The sequence below is a fragment of the Kribbella sp. NPDC104218 genome, assembly GCF_055584105.1.
Window position 1 is genome coordinate 382782 of the sequence record NZ_JBVJMQ010000003.1, and the last position, 20315, is coordinate 403096.

The 20315-nt window shown below is 70.6% G+C and carries 3 protein-coding genes; all 3 read left to right on the plus strand.

The genetic code is table 11. From position 1 onward, the window contains the following. Positions 1–108: 108 nt before the first annotated feature. The 3 genes from ACZ6ZD_RS26765 to ACZ6ZD_RS26775 are packed head-to-tail and all read left to right on the plus strand — an operon-like array spanning position 109 to position 20235. Positions 109–10794 carry an amino acid adenylation domain-containing protein gene (locus tag ACZ6ZD_RS26765; RefSeq protein ID WP_465676659.1) on the plus strand — a complete coding sequence of 3562 codons (10686 nt, stop codon included), beginning with the start codon at positions 109–111 and terminating at the stop codon, positions 10792–10794. Positions 10795–10801: 7 nt separating this feature from the next. Next, positions 10802–20017 carry an amino acid adenylation domain-containing protein gene (locus ACZ6ZD_RS26770; protein ID WP_465676660.1) on the plus strand — a complete coding sequence of 3072 codons (9216 nt, stop codon included), beginning with the start codon at positions 10802–10804 and terminating at the stop codon, positions 20015–20017. Then, positions 20014–20235 carry an MbtH family protein gene (locus ACZ6ZD_RS26775; protein WP_465676661.1) on the plus strand — a complete coding sequence of 74 codons (222 nt, stop codon included), beginning with the start codon at positions 20014–20016 and terminating at the stop codon, positions 20233–20235. Before ACZ6ZD_RS26770 ends, ACZ6ZD_RS26775 begins: the two co-directional genes overlap by 4 nt. The last annotated feature ends 80 nt before the right edge of the window (positions 20236–20315 follow it).

Genomic DNA, 20315 nt, shown 5'->3' on the forward strand with positions numbered 1-20315 from the left:
CGGAGTGATTCTGGCGCAGGTCTTTCAGCCCGGTTGACCCCGCTTGCGGGCCTTACGAGACTCGGGGACGACGTCAGCAGGCCGGCAAGCTGAGGAGGAGACACGTCGATGGGTTCTTCGGATGTCACGCCGGCGCAGGAGGCCATGTACCTGGCGCAGGAGGTGGCGCCGGACGAGCCGAACAACGTCGCCGTTCTCTGGGACGTCGCCGGCCGGCTGGACCGCGAGCACCTCGACGAGGCCCTGCGGCGCGTGGTCGCGGAGTCGGCGCCGCTGACGGTGAACTTCGTCCGCGCGGACGCCGTCGTCCGCCAGGTGAGCTGGGACGCGGGGGAGTGGCAGCCGTTCTTCGCCGACACCGGCGCGGCGGCCGACCCGTTGGCCGCGGCTCAGGACCTGATCGCCGACCTCGTCGGTCGGCCGTTCGAGCTGGCCACCGACCCGCTGCTGCGGATGGGCTCCGTGCGGCTGGGGGCCGAGCGGACGCTCCTGGTGCTGGTGTTCCACCACGTCGTCACCGATGCGTTCGGTCTGATCAACCTGCTGTCCCAGCGGATCGCCGAGGTCTACAGCGCGCTGAGCGCCGGTACGCCGGTGCCCGCGCAGCCGCCCGCCGACCTGATGCTTGCCCTCAGCAAGGATCAGTCCTATCGCTCGTCGGCGCGGTTCGGCCAGGCCGAGGAGTTCTGGATCGAGTACCTCGCCGACGGCCCGGAGCCGGCCCAGTTGCCGACCGGGTTGCTGCGCGGCGACACCGAAGCGCCGGGTGCGGTGACGCGCTGGGACGACCTGTCGAAACCGCTCGGCATGGTCACCGCGACCAGATCGGTCCCAGCCGACGTGGTCAAGGAGTGGGGCGAGTCGGTCTCCGAGCTGCTGGTCGGCGCGGTCGTCGCGTTCATCGGCCAGACAACCGGCCGCTCGCGGCCCTTGGTCTCGTTCACGGTCAACAACCGGACGGGTAACACGCGCCGCGCGCCGGGGCTGCTGTCCAACATCGTGCCGCTGCGGCCGGAGTTGCCGCCTGGCGCGGGCCTGGCCGAGCTGGCGTCGTCCGTCGTCGACGAGCGGCGGTCGCTGTTGCGGCATGCCGGTCACCAGCTGTCCCTGATCCAGCGGGCGACCGGGCAGCGCGGCGCGACGCGGAGTCCGTTCGGTCCGATCGTCAACGTGATCCCGCAGGTCGAGGAGCTGCAGCTGGGTGCGGCCCGAGCCCGTTTCGCCGGTGGCGTCTTCGGCTCGCTGGACGAGGTGATGATCTCGGTCTACGGCGACGGTTCGCCGGACAGCGACCAGTTCATCCGCTTCGACGCACCGGCCGAGTTCTACGCCGAGTCCGACGTCCAGGCGCTTGCCGATCGGTTCCGCTCGTTCCTGATCGCGGTGATGGCTGATCGCTCGGCCGCGCCGCAGCTGTTGTCGGAGTCCGAGCGGGCGGCTGAGCTGGCCGCGTCGCGCGGTCCGGAGGTGCTGACGCCGGAGAGCAGCCTGACCGCTCTGCTCGAGCAGCAGGCCGTTGCAACCCCGGACGCGATCGCCGTCCGGTTCGAAGATGCGTCGCTGACGTACCGGGAGCTGGCTGAGCGGTCCGGCCGGCTGGCGCGGCGCCTCGCCGAGGAGGGGGCCGGGCCGGAGCAGCTGGTCGCGGTCGCCATTCCGCGGTCGCTGGAGCTGGTTGTCGCGCTGGTCGGCATTCTGAAAGCCGGTGCGGCCTACCTGCCGATCGACCCGGACTACCCCGAAGCGCGCATTCAGCTGATGCTGGACGACGCTGATCCGGTCCTGGTGCTCACCTCCGCGCTGGTGGCGGAGTTCACCGGCGGCGAGGGGGGAGAGCTGAGCAGGGAGGTCGATCCCGCGCAGCCGGCGTATCTGATCTACACCTCGGGCTCGACCGGGCGGCCCAAGGGTGTCCTGGTCTCGCACGCTGCGATCGTGAACCGGCTGCTGTGGATGCAGGACACCTACGGACTGGACGGATCGGATCGCGTCCTGCAGAAGACGTCGTCCTCGTTCGACGTGTCGGTCTGGGAGTTCTTCTGGCCGCTGATCACCGGCGCGACCCTGGTCGTCGCACGGCCGGACGGGCACCGCGATCCGGAGTACCTGGCCGAGGTGATCGAGCGGGAGCAGATCACGACGCTCCACTTCGTGCCGACGATGCTGGCCGAGTTCCTTCGCGTACCGCAATCAGGACGCGGACTGCGCCGGGTGATCTGCAGCGGTGAGGCGCTGCCGCCCGCGCTGACCGAGCAATTCCACCAGGTCTTCGACGGGGTCGGCCTGCACAATCTCTACGGCCCGACCGAGGCCGCGGTTGACGTGACGTCGTGGGAGTGCGAGCCCGGCGCGGCCGTCGTCCCGATCGGCCGGCCGATCTGGAACACCCAGCTGTACGTCCTGGACAGCGGGCTGCGGCCCGTCGTCCCGGGAATGACCGGTGACCTTTACATCGCCGGTGCGGGGCTCGCCCGCGGGTACCACGGTCGCTGGGGGCTGACGGCCGAGCGCTTCGTCCCGTGCCCGTTCGGTGCTCCGGGCGCGCGGATGTACCGGACCGGCGACCTCGCCAGGTGGAACGCGGACGGCGAGCTGGAGTTCGCCGGCCGGGCCGATCAGCAGGTGAAGGTCCGGGGCTTCCGGGTCGAGCCGGCCGAGATCGAGGCGACGATCGAGCAGCACGCGGGTGTCGCGCAGGTGGCCGTGCTGGCGCGTGAGGCGGACGGCATCACGCAGCTGATCGCGTACGTCGTCCCGGCGGCCGCGGGCGGCATCGGTAGCGCTGACCGCGAGCTGGACTTCCAAGCGGGGCTGACATCTGGTGAGCTGCGCACCTTCCTGGCCGCCCGCGTCCCGGCGCATCTCGTCCCAGCCGCGTTCGTCTTCCTGGACCGGCTGCCGCTGACCGGCAGCGGGAAGCTGGACCGCGCGGCGCTGCCCGCGCCGGAGTTCTCGGACGGCCCGTTCGCGGCGGCCCGGACGGCGGACGAGCACACGCTCGCCGAGGTGTTCGCCGAGGTGCTCGGGATGGACCGCGTCGGGATCGACCGGGACTTCTTCACCATCGGCGGCGACAGCATCCGGGCGATCCAGGTGGCGTCGGCAGCCCGGCATCGCGGGTTGACGATCACCCCGCGGGACGTCTTCGAGCGCCGAACCGTAGCCGCCCTGGCCGAGGTCGCTGGACGCCAGTCCGAGCTCCCGGTGCTCGAGGAGCTGGACGGCGGTGGCGTCGGCTCGATGCCGTTGCCTCCGATGGCTCAGCTCATCGCAGAGCGCGGTGCGGGGCTCGACGGGTTGGCGCAGTGGCTCGTGGTCGAGACTCCGCCTGCTCTCGACCACGCCACGCTGACCGCCGCTCTTGAGCAGCTGATCGATCACCACGACGCGCTCCGGGCCCAGCTGGATTCGGATGTCCTCGTCGTCCGGCCGGTGGGGGCGGTGCGCGCCGAGCAGGTGCTGACGACACACAGCTGGGACAGCGGCTGGGACACTCCCGAGTGGAGTGATCGGCTGACCGCCGAAGCGGCCCAGGCTGTCGGACGGATCGATGCGACCGCAGGCGTCGTCCTGCAGGTCGTGCTGTTCGAGGCCGACGGCCAGCCGGGCAGACTGCTGCTGGCCGCACATCACTTGATCGTCGACGGCGTCTCGTGGCGCGTACTGCTCCCGGACCTGGTCGCGGCGACGCAGAGCCGGAGCCTGCAGCCAGTGGCGACCTCGCTGCGCAGGTGGCTGCACGCCTTCACGGATGCGGCCACGCAGCGCGTTGCCGAGCTGGATCTGTGGGTCGACATGCTCGACCGGCCGGCCGCTTCGATCGGACGGCGGCCGCTCGATCCGGCGATCGACGTCGCCGGAACGGCGCGCACGGTTCGCGTCGACCTTCCGGCCGAGCTGACCTCGGCGGTTGTCGAGAAGATCACTACGGCGTACCGCTGCGGTGTGGACGAGGTGCTGCTCAGTGCGTTCGCCCTGGCGTTGCGGGCGCGGTCCGGCGCGGACGCCGTCGTCCGGCTGGAAGCCCATGGCCGTGAGGAGTGGCTCGCCCCCGGCGCCGACCTGTCGCGGACGGCCGGCTGGTTCACCACGGTGTACCCGGTCCGGCTGACAGTTGCCGATTCGGTGGCGGCCTCGTTGATGGCGGTGAAGGAACAGCTGCGCGCGGTGCCGGACAAGGGCATCGGCTACAGCCTCCTGCGGTTCGCCAACCCGGAGACGGCCGCGACGCTGGCTGGCTGGCCGGTGGACGAGATCGGCTTCAACTACCTCGGTCGCTTCAGCTGGGAGGGGTGGCCGCCAGCGCCCGAGCGGCCCGAGCTGACTGCCGCTCCGGCCGCGGACATGCCGCTGCTGTCGGCGCTCGAACTCAACACGGTCGTCACCGGTGACCAGCTCACCGGCCTGTTCACCTTCGCGGGTGAGCTCCTCGACGAGAACGAGGTGGACGAGCTGGCGACCGCATGGTGCGCGGCACTGCAGGAGCTGGCCGAGGACGTCGAACGCGGCGGCCACGGTCTCACGCCGTCCGATGTACCGCTGGTGTCGGTGACTCAGCAGGAGCTGAGCGGCTGGCAGGACCGCTACGGCCGGTTCGACGACGTGTGGCCGCTGACACCGCTGCAGTCCGGGCTGCTCTTTCACGCAATGCTGGCCGGTCCGGAGTTCGACGCCTACCAGACCCAGTTCGTCTTCCGGCTCGCCGGCCGCGTCGATCCGGACGTCCTGCACCGGGCAGCGCAGTCGCTACTCGATCGGCATCCGAATCTCCGGGTCGCCTTCGCCACCTCGGCATCCGGTGACAAGGTGCAGATCCCGGTCGAGGGTGTCGCGGTGCCGTGGCGGCACGTCGAGCTGTCCGACGACGAAGCCTTCAGCGCGTTGCTCGCCGAAGAGCAAGCCGCCCACTTCGATCCGGCCGCGCCACCCCTGCTGCGCTTCACCCTGGTCACCTTCGCCGAGGGCCGCGTCGAGCTGGTGCTGACCGCGCATCACGTGCTGTTCGACGGCTGGTCACTCCCGTTGATCATGCAGGAGCTCATCCGGCTGTACGGCGCCGAGCCGCTACCGCACGAGCGCAGCTATCGCGACTTCCTGCAGTGGCTCGCGCAGTACGACGCGGACGCCGGAGCCCGAGCCTGGAGCGCGGAGCTGGCCGCCGTCGACGAGCCGACCCTGCTGGCCGCAGTCGTACCGCCACCGGCCGACCGCAGTCCGGTCACTGGGGTGACGCAGATCGACCTGGCGCTGTCCGGCTCCGACGCCCAGCTGCTCTCGCAGCGCGCGGCCGAAGCAGGCGTCACGCTGAACACCGTCGTCCAGGCGGCCTGGGCGCTCGTGCTGGCTGAGCTGACAGGACGCCAGGAAGTGCTGTTCGGGACGACGGTGTCCGGGCGGCCCGCCGAGCTGGACGGTATCGACGCGGTGATCGGTCTGTTCATCAACACCGTCCCGGTCCGCGTCCGGTGCGCTCCGACGGACTCGCTGGCCGAGCTGCTCGGTCGCATCCAGGACACCCAGGCCGGTCTGCTCGACCACAACCAGGTCGGTCTCGCCGAGATTCAGCGCGCGACGGGTCTGAGCACGCTGTTCGACACGCTGGTCGTGTTCGAGTCGTTCCCGGTCGACCGGGCCGGGCTGGCCGAGGCGACCGCCGGATCAGGGCTCGCGGTGACCGGCATCCGGCCGCACGCCGCAACGCACTACGCCGTGACAGTGCTGGCCGCGGCCGATCCGCACCTGCGGCTGAGCCTGCAGTACCAGCCTGAGGTGATGGACGGCGCTGCTGCCCATCGAGTCGCCGACCGGCTGACCGACGTCCTGCACCAGCTGGCTGCCGGTCTCGAAACCTCGGTCCACGAGATCGACGTGCTGACGGACGACGAACGCCAACGACTGGTCCGCGAGCTGAACGAAACCGTGGTGGACCTGCCGGACGTCACCGTCCCGGAGCTGCTGGTCGAGCAGGCGTTGAAGACGCCGGACGCGATCGCCGTCGAGGCCGAAGGCCGGACGATCACCTATCGGGAGCTGCATCGCCGGGCGAACGCGCTGGCGCACGAGCTGATCAGCCGCGGCGCCGGTCCGGATGTTGTGGTGGCCGTCGCGCTGCCGCGGACGGTCGACCTGCTGGTCGGGTTGCTCGGCGTGGTGAAGGCCGGTGCGGCCTATCTGCCGGTCGACCCGAACTATCCGAGTGAGCGGGTGGTCAGAGCGCTCGAGTCGGTCCGGCCGCTGCTGATGGTGACGGACGGGGCGACCGATGAGCTGGTGCCGGTAGCCGACCTTCCGCGGCTGCACCTGGAGTCACTGCAGGACGATCCGCGCACCCACGAGCCGACCGGCGTCCGGCCGCGCCAGGACAACCTCGCGTACGTTCTGACCACTTCGGGTACGACCGGCATCCCGAAGGGCGTCGCGGTTACCCAACGCGTGCTTGCCAACGCCGTACTGCGGATGCGTGCGTACCTGGACGAGCCGGTCGGATCGAAGCTGCTGTCGGGTACGTCGGTCGGCTTCGACATCTCGGTCTGGGAGCTGTTCGCGACCCTGTGCTCGGGCGGCTGTATCGAGCTGGTCCGCGACGTCCTGGTCGTGGGCGAACGCGACCAGTGGAGCGGCGGGGTGATCAGCACGGTCCCCTCGGCCTTCGCCGAACTGGTCGACACGGTCGGAGCGCGGCTGGACGTCGGAACCGTCGTACTGGGCGGTGAGACGCTGACCAACGCGCTGATCGAGCGCGCCCGCGCCGTCCTGCCCGACATCCGGATCATCAACACCTACGGGCCGAGCGAGACCTTCTACACCACGGCGTTCACGCTGGAGCCGGGGCAGCACTGGACGCAGGGCGCGAGTCTGCCGATCGGCGGGCCGCTCGGCAACATGCGGCTGTACCTGCTCGGTCCGACCCTGAAGCCGGTGCCGCCGGGCACGCTCGGCGAGCTGTACGCCGCCGGCGCCGGTGTGGCCCGCGGGTACTACGGCCGACCCGGTCTGACCTCCGAGCGGTTCGTGCCGAACCCGTTCGGCGCGCCGGGCGAGCGGATGTACCGGACGGGCGACAAGGCCCGATGGAGCCCGGACGGCGAACTCGAGTTCGTCGGACGGGTCGACCACCAGCTGAAAGTCCGCGGGTTCCGGATCGAGCCGGCCGAGATCGAGTACGCGCTGGCCGCGCATCCCGCGGTCCGGCAGGCGATCGTGATCGCCCGGGAGGACCTGCCGGGCGACCTGCGCCTGGTCGCGTACGTGACGCTGGAGTCCGGCGAGCCGGCGGTCGACGAGTTGCGTGCCTTCGTGGGCGAGCGGCTGCCGGCGTACATGGTCCCGGCAGCGGTCGTCGTCCTGGATGCCCTGCCGTTGACGCCTAACGGGAAGCTGGACCGCTCGGCGTTGCCGGAGCCCGAGCTCAGTGGCGGCGTCTACCGGGCGCCGAAGGGCCCGCAGGAGGAAGCGCTGTGTGAGCTGTTCGCGGACGTGCTGGGCGTCGAGCGGGTCGGTGTCGACGACGACTTCTTCGCACTCGGTGGCCACTCGCTGCTAGCGACCCGGCTGGTCGCGCGGGCCCGGACGGTGCTTGGCGTCGAGATCCCGATCCGCATGGTGTTCACGGCACCGACCGTGGCCACTCTGGTTGCTCAGCTGACGAAGACCGGCACGGTCCGGACCGAGCTGCGGCCGGCGGTCCGGCCCGATCCGCTGCCGCTGTCGTACGCCCAGCAGCGGCTCTGGTTCATCGACCGGTTCGAAGGGCCGTCGTCGACGTACAACATCCCGCAGCTGCTGCGCTTCCGCGGTGAGCTGGACGCGGCCGCACTGCACGCCGCGCTGCAGGACGTCGTCGCGCGGCACGAGGCGCTGCGGACCGTGTTCAGCGAGTTCGACGGCCAGCCCTACCAGCGGATCCTCGCGCCCGAGGAGGCGCAGGTCTTCTGGAAGGAGCACCGCTTCGTCGAGCCGAGCGCAGTGCCCGAGTTGGTGTCGGCGATCGCCGCGCACCAGTTCGACCTGTCCGCCGAGCTGCCGGTGCGCGCTTCGCTGCTGCACACCGGGCCGGGTGAGTTCCTCCTCGTCCTCGTGCTGCATCACGTGGCCGGTGACGGCGGATCGATGGCGCCGCTGGCGCGCGACCTCTCGACGGCCTACCGCGCACGGCTCGGCGGTGAGGCGCCTGGCTGGCCGGGGCTGACCGTCCAGTACGCCGACTATGCCCTGTGGCAGCGCGAGCTGCTGGGGGCCGAGTCCGATCCGGAGAGCCTGCAGTCGGTGCAGGCGTCGTACTGGCGCGACGAGCTGGACGGCGTGCCGCAGCCGTTGGTGCTGCCGACGGATCGGCCACGCCCGGATGTCTCGACCTTCCGCGGCGGGATCGTCGACTTCACGCTGTCGCGCGCTGTGCTGAGCAAGGTCGAGGAGCTGGCCCAGGCGCGCGGCGTCACGGTGTCGATGGTGTTCCAGGCGGCGCTCGCTGTCCTGCTGCATCGGTTGGGCGGTGGCGAGGACGTGACGATCGGCTCGCCGATCGCCGGCCGGACCGACGACGCCGTCCAGGACCTGATCGGCTTCTTCGTCAACACCTGGGTGCTGCGGGTCAAGCCGGCGCCCGGCCGCGGGTTCGACGAGGTGCTGGACGAGGTCCGGGACAAGGCGCTGGCGGCGTACGACAACCAGGACGTGCCGTTCGAGCGGCTGGTCGAGTTGTTGCGGCCGGAGCGCTCGACGACGCATCACCCGCTGTTCCAGGTGATGTTCGCCTGGCAGAACAACGTGCGTCCGGACCTCGATCTGCCCGGCGTGCAGGTCGCCGTCGAGCCGGTGCCGACCGACACCGCCAAGTTCGATCTGTTCTTCAACCTGTCGCCGAACAGCAGGGGCGACGCGGTGATCGGCGGGGTCGAGTACGCGAGCGACCTGTTCGACCGGTCGACGGTCAAGGAGATCGCGGCCCGTTTCGTCCGCGTGGTCGAGCAGGTCGTCACCGAGCCGACGCGCAAGGTCGGTCTGGTCGTCGTGCTCAGCCCGGGGGAGCGGGAGCTGCTGGTCGACGGCTGGAACGACACCGCCCTGCCGGTCGAGCCCACGACCGTGCCCGCCCTGTTCGCGCAACGCGTCCAGGAGACTCCGGCCGCGCCCGCACTGACCTGGGCCGGCCAGACGACGTCGTACGACGAGTTGAACCGGCGCGCAAACCGCCTCGCGCACTGGCTGATCGACTCCGGTGTCGGGCCGGAGTCTCGGGTCGCGGTGCTGCTGCCGCGGTCGGCCGAGCTGGTGGTTGCGCTGCTCGCGATCCTGAAGGCCGGCGGTTCATATGTTCCGGTGGATCCGGAGTATCCGGCCGCTCGGGTCGAGTTCGTCGTATCCGACTGTGCGCCGGTCCTGGTGCTGACCGAGGACGTACTCGCGGCAGCCGACCTGTCGGCGTACACCGATACGGACCCGCAGGTCGCGGTCGGCCCGGCGCACGCGGCGTACACGATCTACACGTCAGGCTCGACCGGGACGCCGAAGGGCGTCGTGATCGGGCACGGTGCCCTCCTGAACTTCCTGGCCTCGATGCAGGACCGGTTCGCCCTGACACCGGCGGATCGGTTGCTGGCCGTGACAACCGTGGCCTTCGATATCGCCGGGCTCGAACTGTTCCTGCCGCTGCTGGCTGGAGCCGGTGTGGTGCTGGCCGGTCGCGAAGAGGTCGCACAGCCCGGCGTCCTGCTCGACCTGATCGACCGCGAGCAGGTGACGCTGATGCAGGCGACGCCGTCCCTGTGGCAGATGCTCGTGACGACGGACGCGACGCGGCTGACCGGGCTGCGGGTTCTCACCGGCGGCGAGGCACTGCCGCCGGCGCTGGCCGAGTCGCTGGCCAAGCAGGCGGCATCGGTCACGAACCTCTACGGACCGACCGAGACGACGATCTGGTCGAGTGCAGCAGAGGTTGTGTCCGGGGCCGCGCCGACGATCGGCCGGCCGATTGGCAACACCCAGGTGTACGTGCTGGACGAGTCGCTCCAACCTGTCCCTGCTGGGGTTCCGGGCGATCTGTGGATCGCGGGCGACGGTCTCTCCCGGGGCTACCACGGCCGGGCAGCGCTGACCGCCGAGCGGTTCGTGGCCAGCCCGTACGGCGTCCCTGGCGCGCGGATGTACCGCACCGGCGACACCGCGCGCTGGAACGGCCGGGGCGAGCTGGAGTTCGTCGGCCGCACCGACCACCAGATCAAGGTCCGCGGCTTCCGGATCGAGCCCGCGGAGATCGAGCACACGCTGACCACTCATCCTGGCGTGCGGCAGGCGGTGGTCATCGCCCGGGAGGACCAGCCCGGCGACGTCCGGCTGGTCGCGTACGTGACGCCGGACGGCGCCGCTCCAGCCGCCGACGAGCTGCGCACCTACGTGAGCACGCGGCTCCCGGCGTACATGATCCCGGCGGCGCTCGTCGTCCTCGCCGAACTGCCGCTGACGCCGAACGGCAAGCTGGACCGCTCCGCACTGCCGCGGCCCGAGTTCGGCGGCGAGGCCTATCGGGCGCCGGGAAGCCGGCTCGAGGAACAGCTGTGCGCCCTGTACGCCGACGTGCTCGGGATCGAGCGGGTCGGGATCGACGACGACTTCTTCGCGCTGGGCGGCCACTCGCTGCTGGCCACGCGGCTCGTGGCGCGCGCCCGCACGGCGATCGGGATCGAGATCCCGATCCGGACCGTGTTCGCCGCGCCGACCGTGGCCGGTCTGGCGCTGCGGTGCAAGGAACTGTCCGCCCCCGTTCGGAAGCCACTGCGCCGGATGACCGAAAGGTGACGACCTGATGATTCCTCTGTCCTACGCGCAGCAGCGGCTGTGGTTCATCGACCGCCTGGAAGGCCCGTCGGCGACCTACAACCTGCCCGCCGCACTGCGGATCAAGGGCCCGCTCGACATCGGCGCGATGGTGGCCGCGATCCACGACGTGATCGTCCGGCACGAGAGTCTGCGGACGCTGATCGTGGAAGATGCCGAGGGCAACGCCGCGCAGCGCATCGTGCCGGCGGACGACGTCCGGCTCGACGTCCCGGTGATCGAGGTGGAGCCGGGCGGTGTGGCCGGGATGCTGGCTTCGGTCGCGGGCTACCGGTTCGACCTGTCGGCCGACCTGCCGCTTCATGCCTGTGTGTTCCGTTGCGGCGTGGACGACTACGTCCTCGCGCTGGTGATCCACCACGTGGCCGGCGACGGCGGATCGATGGCGCCGCTGGCGCGCGACCTGTCGGCGGCGTACCGGGCCCGCGTCCAGGGCGCGGCTCCGGAGTGGGTGGAGCTGCCGGTGCAGTACGCGGACTACGCCTTGTGGCAGCGCGAGCTGCTGGGGGAGGAGACCGATCCGGAGAGCCTGCAGTCGGTGCAGGCGTCGTACTGGCGCGATGAGCTGGACGGCGTGCCGCAGCCGCTGACGCTGCCGGCCGACCGGACGCGGCCCGAGGTCGCGAGCTATCAGGGCGGGACGACGCGGTTCGAGTTGCCGGCCGAAGTCCTGAGCGGCCTGGAAGCGCTGGCGAAGGCGCGCGGCGTCACGGTGTCGATGGTGTTCCAGGCCGCGCTCGCCGTCCTTCTGCACCGGTTGGGCGGCGGCGACGATCTCACGATCGGCTCGCCGATCGCCGGGCGGACGGACGAGGGTCTGAACGACCTGGTCGGCTTCTTCGTGAACACCTGGGTGCTGCGGGTGAAGCCGGCGCCGAACCGCGCGTTCGACGAGCTGCTGGACGACGTCCGGGAGAAGGCGCTGGCGGCGTACGACAACCAGGACGTGCCGTTCGAGCGGCTGGTCGAGCTGCTACGGCCGGAACGCTCGACCGCACACCATCCGCTGTTCCAGGTGATGTTCGCCTGGCAGAACAACGTACGGCCGGAGCTGGATCTGCCCGGTCTCGACGTCACCGTCGAGCCGGTGTCGACCAACACCGCCAAGTTCGACCTGTTCTTCAACCTGTCTCCCGACGAGACCGGTCAGGCCGTCACGGGCGCGATCGAGTACGCGACCGAGCTGTTCGACGCGTCGACGGTCGAGGAGATCGCGGCCCGCTTCGTCCGCGTCGTCGAGCAGGTCGTGGCCGATCCCCGTCGCAAGATCGGATCCGTCGAGGTCCTCAGTCCGGGCGAACGGGACCAGCTGGTCAGCGGCTACAACGCGACCGAGCTGTCGGTCGACCCGGTGCAGGTCCCGCAGCGCTTCGAACATCAGGTGCGGACCACACCCGACGCGGTCGCGCTGGTGTGCGGCGACGCGTCCCTCACGTACGCCGATCTGAACCGGCGGGCTAACCGGTTGGCGCACTGGCTCGTCGAGCAGGGCGTGCGGCCGGAGTCGCGTGTGGCCGTCGTCCTGCCGCGTTCGGTCGAGCTGGTCGTGGCCCTGCTCGCCGTCCTGAAATCAGGCGGCTCCTACGTGCCGGTCGACCCGGACTATCCGGCCGCCCGGATCGAGCACGTGGTGACGGACTCCGAGCCGGTGCTCGTCCTGGACGGGCAGCTGCCTGAGCTGACCGGCTACCCCGACAGCGACCTCCCCGCGACGGCCGGGCCGGACAGCGCGGCGTACACGATCTACACCTCCGGCTCGACCGGGACGCCGAAGGGCGTCGTGATCGAGCACGCGGCACTGGTCAACTTCCTGGTCTCGATGCAGGACCGGTTCGCCCTGACGCCGACGGATCGGCTGCTCGCGGTCACGACGGTCGCCTTCGATATCGCGGGGCTGGAGCTGTTCCTGCCGTTGCTGAACGGCGCGGGCGTCGTCCTCGCCGAGAAGGAGCAGGTGTCCGAGCCCGCGGTCGTGTTCGAGCTGATCGACCGCTGCGGCGTGACGATCATGCAGGCGACCCCGGCGCTGTGGCAGATGCTCATCTCCCACGACGCCGACCGGCTGGCAGGCCTGCGGGTGCTGAGCGGCGGTGAGGCGTTGCCCGCCGCGCTTGCTGACACGCTGGCTCGGCACTCGGCCGAGGTGACCAACCTGTACGGGCCGACCGAGACGACCATCTGGTCAACGGTCGCGGACGTCGTCGCGGGGGTCGCACCGACCATCGGCCGACCGATCGGCAACACCCAGGTGTACGTGCTGGACGAGTCGCTGCAGCCGGTGCCGGCCGGCGTCCCCGGTGATCTGTGGATCGCAGGCGACGGGGTTGCCCGCGGCTACCACCGGCGGGCCGATCTGACCGCGGAGCGGTTCGTCGCGAACCCGTTCGGCGCACCGGGCGCCCGGATGTACCGCACCGGTGACAAGGCCCGCTGGAACAGCGGCGGCGAGCTCGAGTTCGCCGGGCGGGCCGACCATCAGATCAAGATCCGCGGCTTCCGGGTCGAGCCGGCCGAGATCGAGCACGCGCTGATCGCGAACCCCGGCGTCCGGCAGGCGATCGTGGTCGCCCGCGAGGACCAGCCGGGCGACGTCCGGCTGGTCGCGTATGTGACGCCAGAGCAGCAGGCCAGCGGCGATGCGAGCGCGGCCGGTGAGCAGGTCGAGGAATGGCAGGTCGTGTACGACCAGGCGTACGTCGACTCCGCGGATGCCGCGTGGGGTGAGGACTTCGACCTCTGGAAGTCCGCGTACACCGGTGATGCGATCCCGCTCGAGCAGATGCGGGCCTGGCGGGACGCCGCCGTCGAGCAGGTGCTGGCGCTGCGGCCGCGGCGCGTGCTCGAGCTGGGCGTCGGTTCGGGTCTGCTGCTGGCGCCGATCGCGGGCCAGGTCGACGAGTACTGGGGAACAGACTTCTCCCCGGCGGTGATCGAGCGGCTCCGTCACCAGGTGGCCGAGGCCGGTCTGACCGGCCGGGTCGAGCTGCGAGTACAAGGTGCGGACGACGCCGAGGGGCTGCCCGAGGACGCGTTCGACGTCGTCGTGCTGAACTCGGTCGCGCAATACTTCCCGAACGAGCGCTACCTGGAGTCGGCCCTGGCTGCTGCCTGGCCACTGGTTGCGGACGGCGGCCACGTCGTACTCGGTGACATCCGGCGCCGGGCCTCACTGCCGTTGCTGCAGGCCGGCGTCCATCAGATCCAGCACCCGGGCGCTTCGCTCGGGCTGGCGCGCGCTGCCGTCGAGCAGGCCGTGCTGCTGGAGAAGGAACTGGTCATCGACCCGGAGTGGTTCGTCCGCTGGGCCGAGGCCACGGGCGCCGGAGTCGACATCCGCTTGAAGGACGGCGTCGCACACAACGAGCTGACCCGGCACCGGTACGAGGTGGTCCTGCACAAGCTGCCCGTCGACGCACTGCGCGACGGCACCGGGTGGCCGGTCGTCCAGTGGCCCGGTGAGCTCACGCGTCTCGGCCAGCGGGTCGGCGACCAGATCATCCGGATCGCCGGTATCCCGAATGCCCGGCTCAGCGACGAGGCCGCGACGGCCCGAGCGCTCGGCCTGGACGAGAGCGCGGACGCCGGTGCGAGCGCGATGGACCCGGAGGAGCTGAAGCTCTGGGCGGCCGAGCAGGGACTGGACCTCATCCTGACCTGGTCGCCGGACGCCGTCGACCGCATGGAGGCCATCCTCGCGCCGGCTGGACAGCTGGCGGGTACGGCACTGACCGGTACCTACAGTCCGGCCGGGCAGCAGCGCCGGGTGATCAACGACCCGGCTGCCGCGCGGGGCATCGGCGCCCTGCTGACTGCGTTGCGCCGCGAGTTGCAGGACCGGTTGCCGGAGTACCTCGTCCCCTCGGCGATCGTCGCGATCGGTTCCGTGCCGCTGACGCCGAACGGCAAGGTCGACCGAAAGGCCCTCCCGGCGCCGGACTACGTCGCGTCGGCCGGTGGACGCGCGCCGGTGACGCCGGAGGAGACGGCGTTGTGCGCCTTGTTCGCTGAGGTGCTCGGGCTGGCCCGGGTCGGCGCCGACGACGACTTCTTCGCGATCGGCGGGCACTCGCTGCTGGCGACCCGGCTGGTCAGCCGGGTGCGGTCGGTGCACGGGGTGGAGATCCCGATCCGGGCCGTCTTCCAGGCGCCGACGGCCGCGCAGCTGGCGCCGTACCTGGTGGCGGAGACGGAGAGCCGCCCACGGCTGGACCGGCGGCCTCGGCCGGAGCGGGTCCCGGTGTCGTTCGCACAGCAGCGACTGTGGTTCATCCACCGGTTCGAGGGACCGTCGGCGACGTACATCATGCCGCTGGCGCTGCGGATGCGCGGTGCGGTCGACACGAACGCACTGCGAGCCGCACTGCAGGACGTCGTGACTCGGCACGAATCGCTGCGGACGGTCTTCGGTGAGGCTGAGGGCGAGCCGTACCAGGAGGTCCGGGACGCCGCGGACGCCGTCGTCCCGTGGGAAGAACGCGAGGTCGCCGAGGCCCAGCTCGCGGACGCCCTCAGGGCTGCGGCGTCGGTTCCGCTGGACCTTTCCACCGACATCCCGTTGCGGGCCTGGTTCCTCAGGCTCGATCCCGAGGAGTCCGTGTTCATGATCGCGGTGCATCACATCGCGGCGGACGGCTGGTCGCTGCAGCCGCTTGCTCGTGATCTGGTGGCCGCGTACGCCGCGCGGAGCGCCGGGAAGGAGCCGGAGTGGACGCCGCTGCCGGTGCAGTACGCCGACTACACGCTCTGGCAGCGAGACCTGCTCGGCGATCGCAACGACACCGAGAGCCTGTACCGCAAACAGCTCGACTACTGGACCGATCAGCTCGCCGAGCTGCCGGTTGCGGTCGGGCTGCCGACCGATCGGCCACGCCCGGCGGTCGCCTCGCACCACGGTGACCTGCACTGGTTCAGCTTCGACCCGAAGCTGGCGGCTGGGATCCGGCAGCTGGCGCGGGACGCCGGCGCGACCGTGTCGATGGTGCTGCAGGCCAGCCTCGCGGCGCTGTTGTCGCGGCTCGGTGCGGGGACCGACGTCCCGATCGGCTCGCCGATCGCGGGCCGCACGGACGAGGCGCTCGACGACCTCGTCGGATTCTTCGTGAACACCTGGGTGCTGCGCACCCACCTGTCCGGGGACCCGAGTTTCACCGACCTGGTCGGCCGGGTCCGCGAGGCGAGCCTGGCGGCGTACGACCGGCAGGACGTGCCGTTCGAGCATCTTGTGGAGGTGCTGAACCCGGTCCGCTCGACCGCGCACCACCCGCTGTTCCAGGTATCGCTCGCGCTGCAGAACAACGAGCAGCCGGCCTTCGCGCTGCCCGGACTGTCCGTGTCGCATGAGCCGGTGCTGCTGGGGACCTCGCGGTTCGACCTGTTCCTGAGCCTGACCGAGCGGACCGAGGACGACGGATCCGGCCGGCTGACAGGCGTCGCCGAGTACGCGACCGATCTGTTCGACGCGGCGACGATCCAGCTGCTGATGGAGCGCTGGCAGCACCTGCTCGAACAGTTGCTCGCGGCACCGACCGAGCCGCTGGCGGCAGCCGACGTCCTCGGCCGGAACGAGCGCGCCCTGCTGACCGAGTGGTCGCAGCAACAGCGCGCGGTTGACGGGACGATCCACGGCGTCTTCGCCGAACAAGTACGACAGCACCCCGACGCGACGGCGCTCGTCGCCGGAGACTCGTCCTGGTCGTACGCCGAGCTGGACCGCTGGTCGAACCGGATCGCCCATCATCTTGCCGGGCGGGGCGCCGGGCCGGGGGAGCGGGTCGCGCTGGTCCTCGAACGGTCGCCATTGCTGGTGGCAACGATTCTGGGCGTGCTGAAATCCGGTGCGGCGTTCGTCCCGGTGAATCCGGACGACCCGGCCGAGCGGGTCGAGTTCATGCTGTCCGACGTCGATCCGGTGGTCACGCTGACGCAGGGCTTCAGCGTCGGGGACGAGCTGCCGGACACGCCGATCGACGTCCGCGGCGTAGGTGCGAGTGCGGCGTACGTGATGTACACCTCCGGCTCGACCGGGCTGCCCAAGGGCGTCGAGACGACGCACCGGAACGTGCTCGACCTCGCACTCGACGCGAACTTCGCCGGGCCCGCGCACCGCCGCGTGCTCGTGCACTCACCGCACACGTTCGACGCGTCGACGTACGAGATCTGGGCGCCGTTGCTGACCGGCGGTACGGCGGTCGTCGCACCTGCCGGTCGACTGGGGACGGCGGAGCTGGCCGACCTGATCACCGAGCAAGGCATCACCGGGCTGTGGCTGACGGCCGGGCTGTTCGCGGTGGTGGCCGACCAGCGGCCGGAGTGCTTCGCCGGGGTGTCAGAGGTGTGGGCCGGGGGTGACGTGCTGTCGCCCACCGCGGTTCGGCGGGTGTTGCAGCGCTGCCCCGGCGTCACAGTCGTCAACGGGTACGGCCCGACGGAAATCACGACGTTCGCCACCCATCACCGGGTGGGCGAGCTGGACGCCTGCACCGACCCGCTCCCGATCGGCAAACCGATGCAGGGCAGCCGCCTGTTCATCCTGGACGAACGACTCGGTCTGGTGCCGACGGGTGTCGTGGGTGAGCTGTACGTCGCGGGTGACGGCGTGGCGCAGGGCTACCTGGGCCGACCGGGCCTGACCAGTGAGCGGTTCGTTCCCGATCCGTTCGGACCGGCCGGGGCGCGGATGTACCGCACCGGCGACCTGGCCCGGTGGAACTCCGCCGGTGACGTCGAGTACGCCGGGCGGGTCGACGACCAGGTGAAGCTGCGCGGCTTCCGCGTCGAGCCGGGCGAGGTCGAGGCGGTCCTGCGCGCCCAGGCCGGAGTCGCCCAGGCGGTCACGGTCGCCCGGGCGGACAGCCTGGGGGAGCGGAGCCTGATCGCGTACGTCGTACCGGACGGGACGTCGACCGAGGACGGCGAGGCCGGGCAACAGGTCGACGAATGGCGTGAGATCTACGACGTCATGTACGGCGAGACCGAGGTCGCCGGCGACGCCGTCGGAGCGGACTTCACCGGCTGGAACTCGTCGTACGCCGACGAGCCGATCCCGGTCGCGGAGATGCGGCTCTGGCAGGACGCGGTGGTCAGCCGGATCACGTCGTACGCTCCGAAGCGGTTGCTCGAGATCGGCGTCGGATCCGGTCTGCTGCTGGGGCCGCTGCTGCCGCAGGTCGAGGAGTACTGGGCGACCGACTTCTCGGCGGCGGTCGTCGAACGACTCCGCGGCCAGGTCGGCGCCGATCCGAAGGTGACGCTGCGCGCCCAGCCCGCGGACGACGGCAGCGGGCTGCCGAAGGCGCACTTCGACACCATCGTGCTGAACTCGGTGGTGCAGTACTTCCCGGACGCCGCCTACCTGGCCCGCGTGCTCGATCTGGCGCTGGAACTGCTCGCACCCGGCGGACGGGTGCTGGTCGGCGACGTCCGGAACCTGGCGACGCTGCGGATCTTCCGGACGGCGGTGCACCGGGCGCAGCACCCGGCGGACGCCGATGCCGTCGTCCGGGCCGCTGTCGAGCGGGCGCTGCTGGCCGAGAAGGAGCTGGCGCTCGACCCGCAGTTCTTCACCGAATGGGCTGCCGGGCACGACAGCGTCGCGGTCGACCTGCGGCTGAAGCAGGGCACCTACCACAACGAGCTGACCCGGCACCGGTACGAAGTGGTCATGCACAAGCCGCCGGTGCAGGCACTGCGGCTCGATGAACTGCAGACCAGGGTCTTCGGCGCCGACGTCCATAGCCTGCCGGATATCGAGCAGGCGCTGGCGCGGGCCGGCGGTCGGCTGCGCGTCACGCGGATCCTCAATGCCCGCCTGGTGAGCGAGGGCGGTTTGGCTGAGACGGGTTCGTCGCTGGATCCGGCCGAGGTCGAAGCGTGGGCCGCCGCTCGCGATCTGCGCGTGTTCTGTACCTGGTCGCCGGAACGAGCCGAGTGTTTCGACGTGATCCTGCTGGCGGACCGCGGCGCGACGTCGTACGACGGCGTCTACCGGCCACTGACCCGCCGGACCGATCTGGCCAACGCGCCCGCGGTCTCGCGACTCGCCTCGAAGCTGCCGTCACGGTTGCGGCAGGAGCTGTCGGCGCGGCTGCCGGAGTACATGGTGCCGACCAAGATCGTCGTGCTCGACCGGCTGCCGCTCACGGTCAACGGCAAGGTCGACCGGGCCGCGCTGCCCGAGCCCGATCTGGTCGCGGGCGAGTACCGCGCGCCGAGCACGCCGCTGGAGGAGAAGGTCGCCAGCCTGTTCGCGGAAGTACTCGGCGTCGACCGCGTCGGGATCGACGACGACTTCTTCCTCCGCGGCGGTCATTCGCTGCGCGTCATCCGGCTGATCTGGCGGATCCGCGAGGAGCTGGGCGTCGACGTACCGATCCGGACCGTCTTCCAGTACCCGACGGTGACGGAGCTGGCGCCGCAGCTGGTCGAGTCCTCGGAGTTCGAGGATCCGTTCGCGGTGGTGCTGCCGATCCGGACCGAGGGCGAGCAGCCGCCGCTGTGGTGGCTGCACCCGGGCGGCGGGCTGTGCTGGCCCTACATGGGTTTCGCGCCGCACCTCGACAAGCAGCATCCGATGTACGGCATCCAGGCGCGCGGCTTCGATCGCGAGACGCCGCGACCGGGGTCGATCGAGGAGATGGTCGACGACTACCTGGCGCAGGTGTTCACCGTGCAGCCGAGCGGCCCGTACTACCTGTTCGGCTGGTCGTTCGGCGGCACGGTCGCCCACGCGATGGCGGCCGAACTGCAGCGGCGCGGCCACGAGGTCGGCATGCTGGCGATGCTCGACTGCGTACCGGCCAGCCACTTCGCGAAGTTCGACGCGCCGGACGAGGCGATGGTGCGTGAATTCCTGGCGAACTACATGGGTCATCTGTCCGGGATGGACGACTATCCGTTCCTGGTCGAGACCGCGTCCTCGATCCTGGTCGAGCACACCGTGCTGATGCAGAACTACACGTCGCCGGTGTTCCGCGGCGAGGCGTTGTTCTTCAACGCGATGCTCGACCCGGAGAACCACGAGCCGCGCCGGTTGGAGACCGAGTTCGACGTGCTCTGGCAGCCGCACGTGGACGGCGCCGTCCGCCGGATCGATCTGGACTGCACGCACCAGGAGATGTACTGGCCGGTCAACGCGACCGCGATCAGCCGCACCGTCAACACCTTCCTGAACGGAGAGCAGCAATGAGCGTGAACCCTTTCGACGACGAGAACGGCGAGTTCCTGGTGGTCGTGAACGACGAGGAGCAGCACTCGCTGTGGCCGGCGTTCGCGCAGGTCCCGGCCGGCTGGCGCACGGTTTTCGGCCCTGGCCGCAGGGCCGACGCGCTGACCTATGTGGAGGCGAACTGGACCGATCTGCGCCCGCGCAGCCTGCGCGAGGCGATGGCCGCGGACGGGAGCTGACGCGCGCGATCGGCGTACACCGTGTCAGAACTTGGATACTTAGGGTCAGTTCCGGTAGAACGTGGGCTGCTGCTCGTCCT

Excerpts from the sequence above, each read along its gene's own strand:
- ACZ6ZD_RS26770 (WP_465676660.1), top strand. The coding sequence starts at position 10,802 with ATGATTCCTCTGTCCTACGCGCAGCAGCGGCTGTGGTTCATCGACCGC.
- ACZ6ZD_RS26775 (WP_465676661.1), top strand. The coding sequence starts at position 20,014 with ATGAGCGTGAACCCTTTCGACGACGAGAACGGCGAGTTCCTGGTGGTC.
- ACZ6ZD_RS26765 (WP_465676659.1), top strand. The coding sequence starts at position 109 with ATGGGTTCTTCGGATGTCACGCCGGCGCAGGAGGCCATGTACCTGGCG.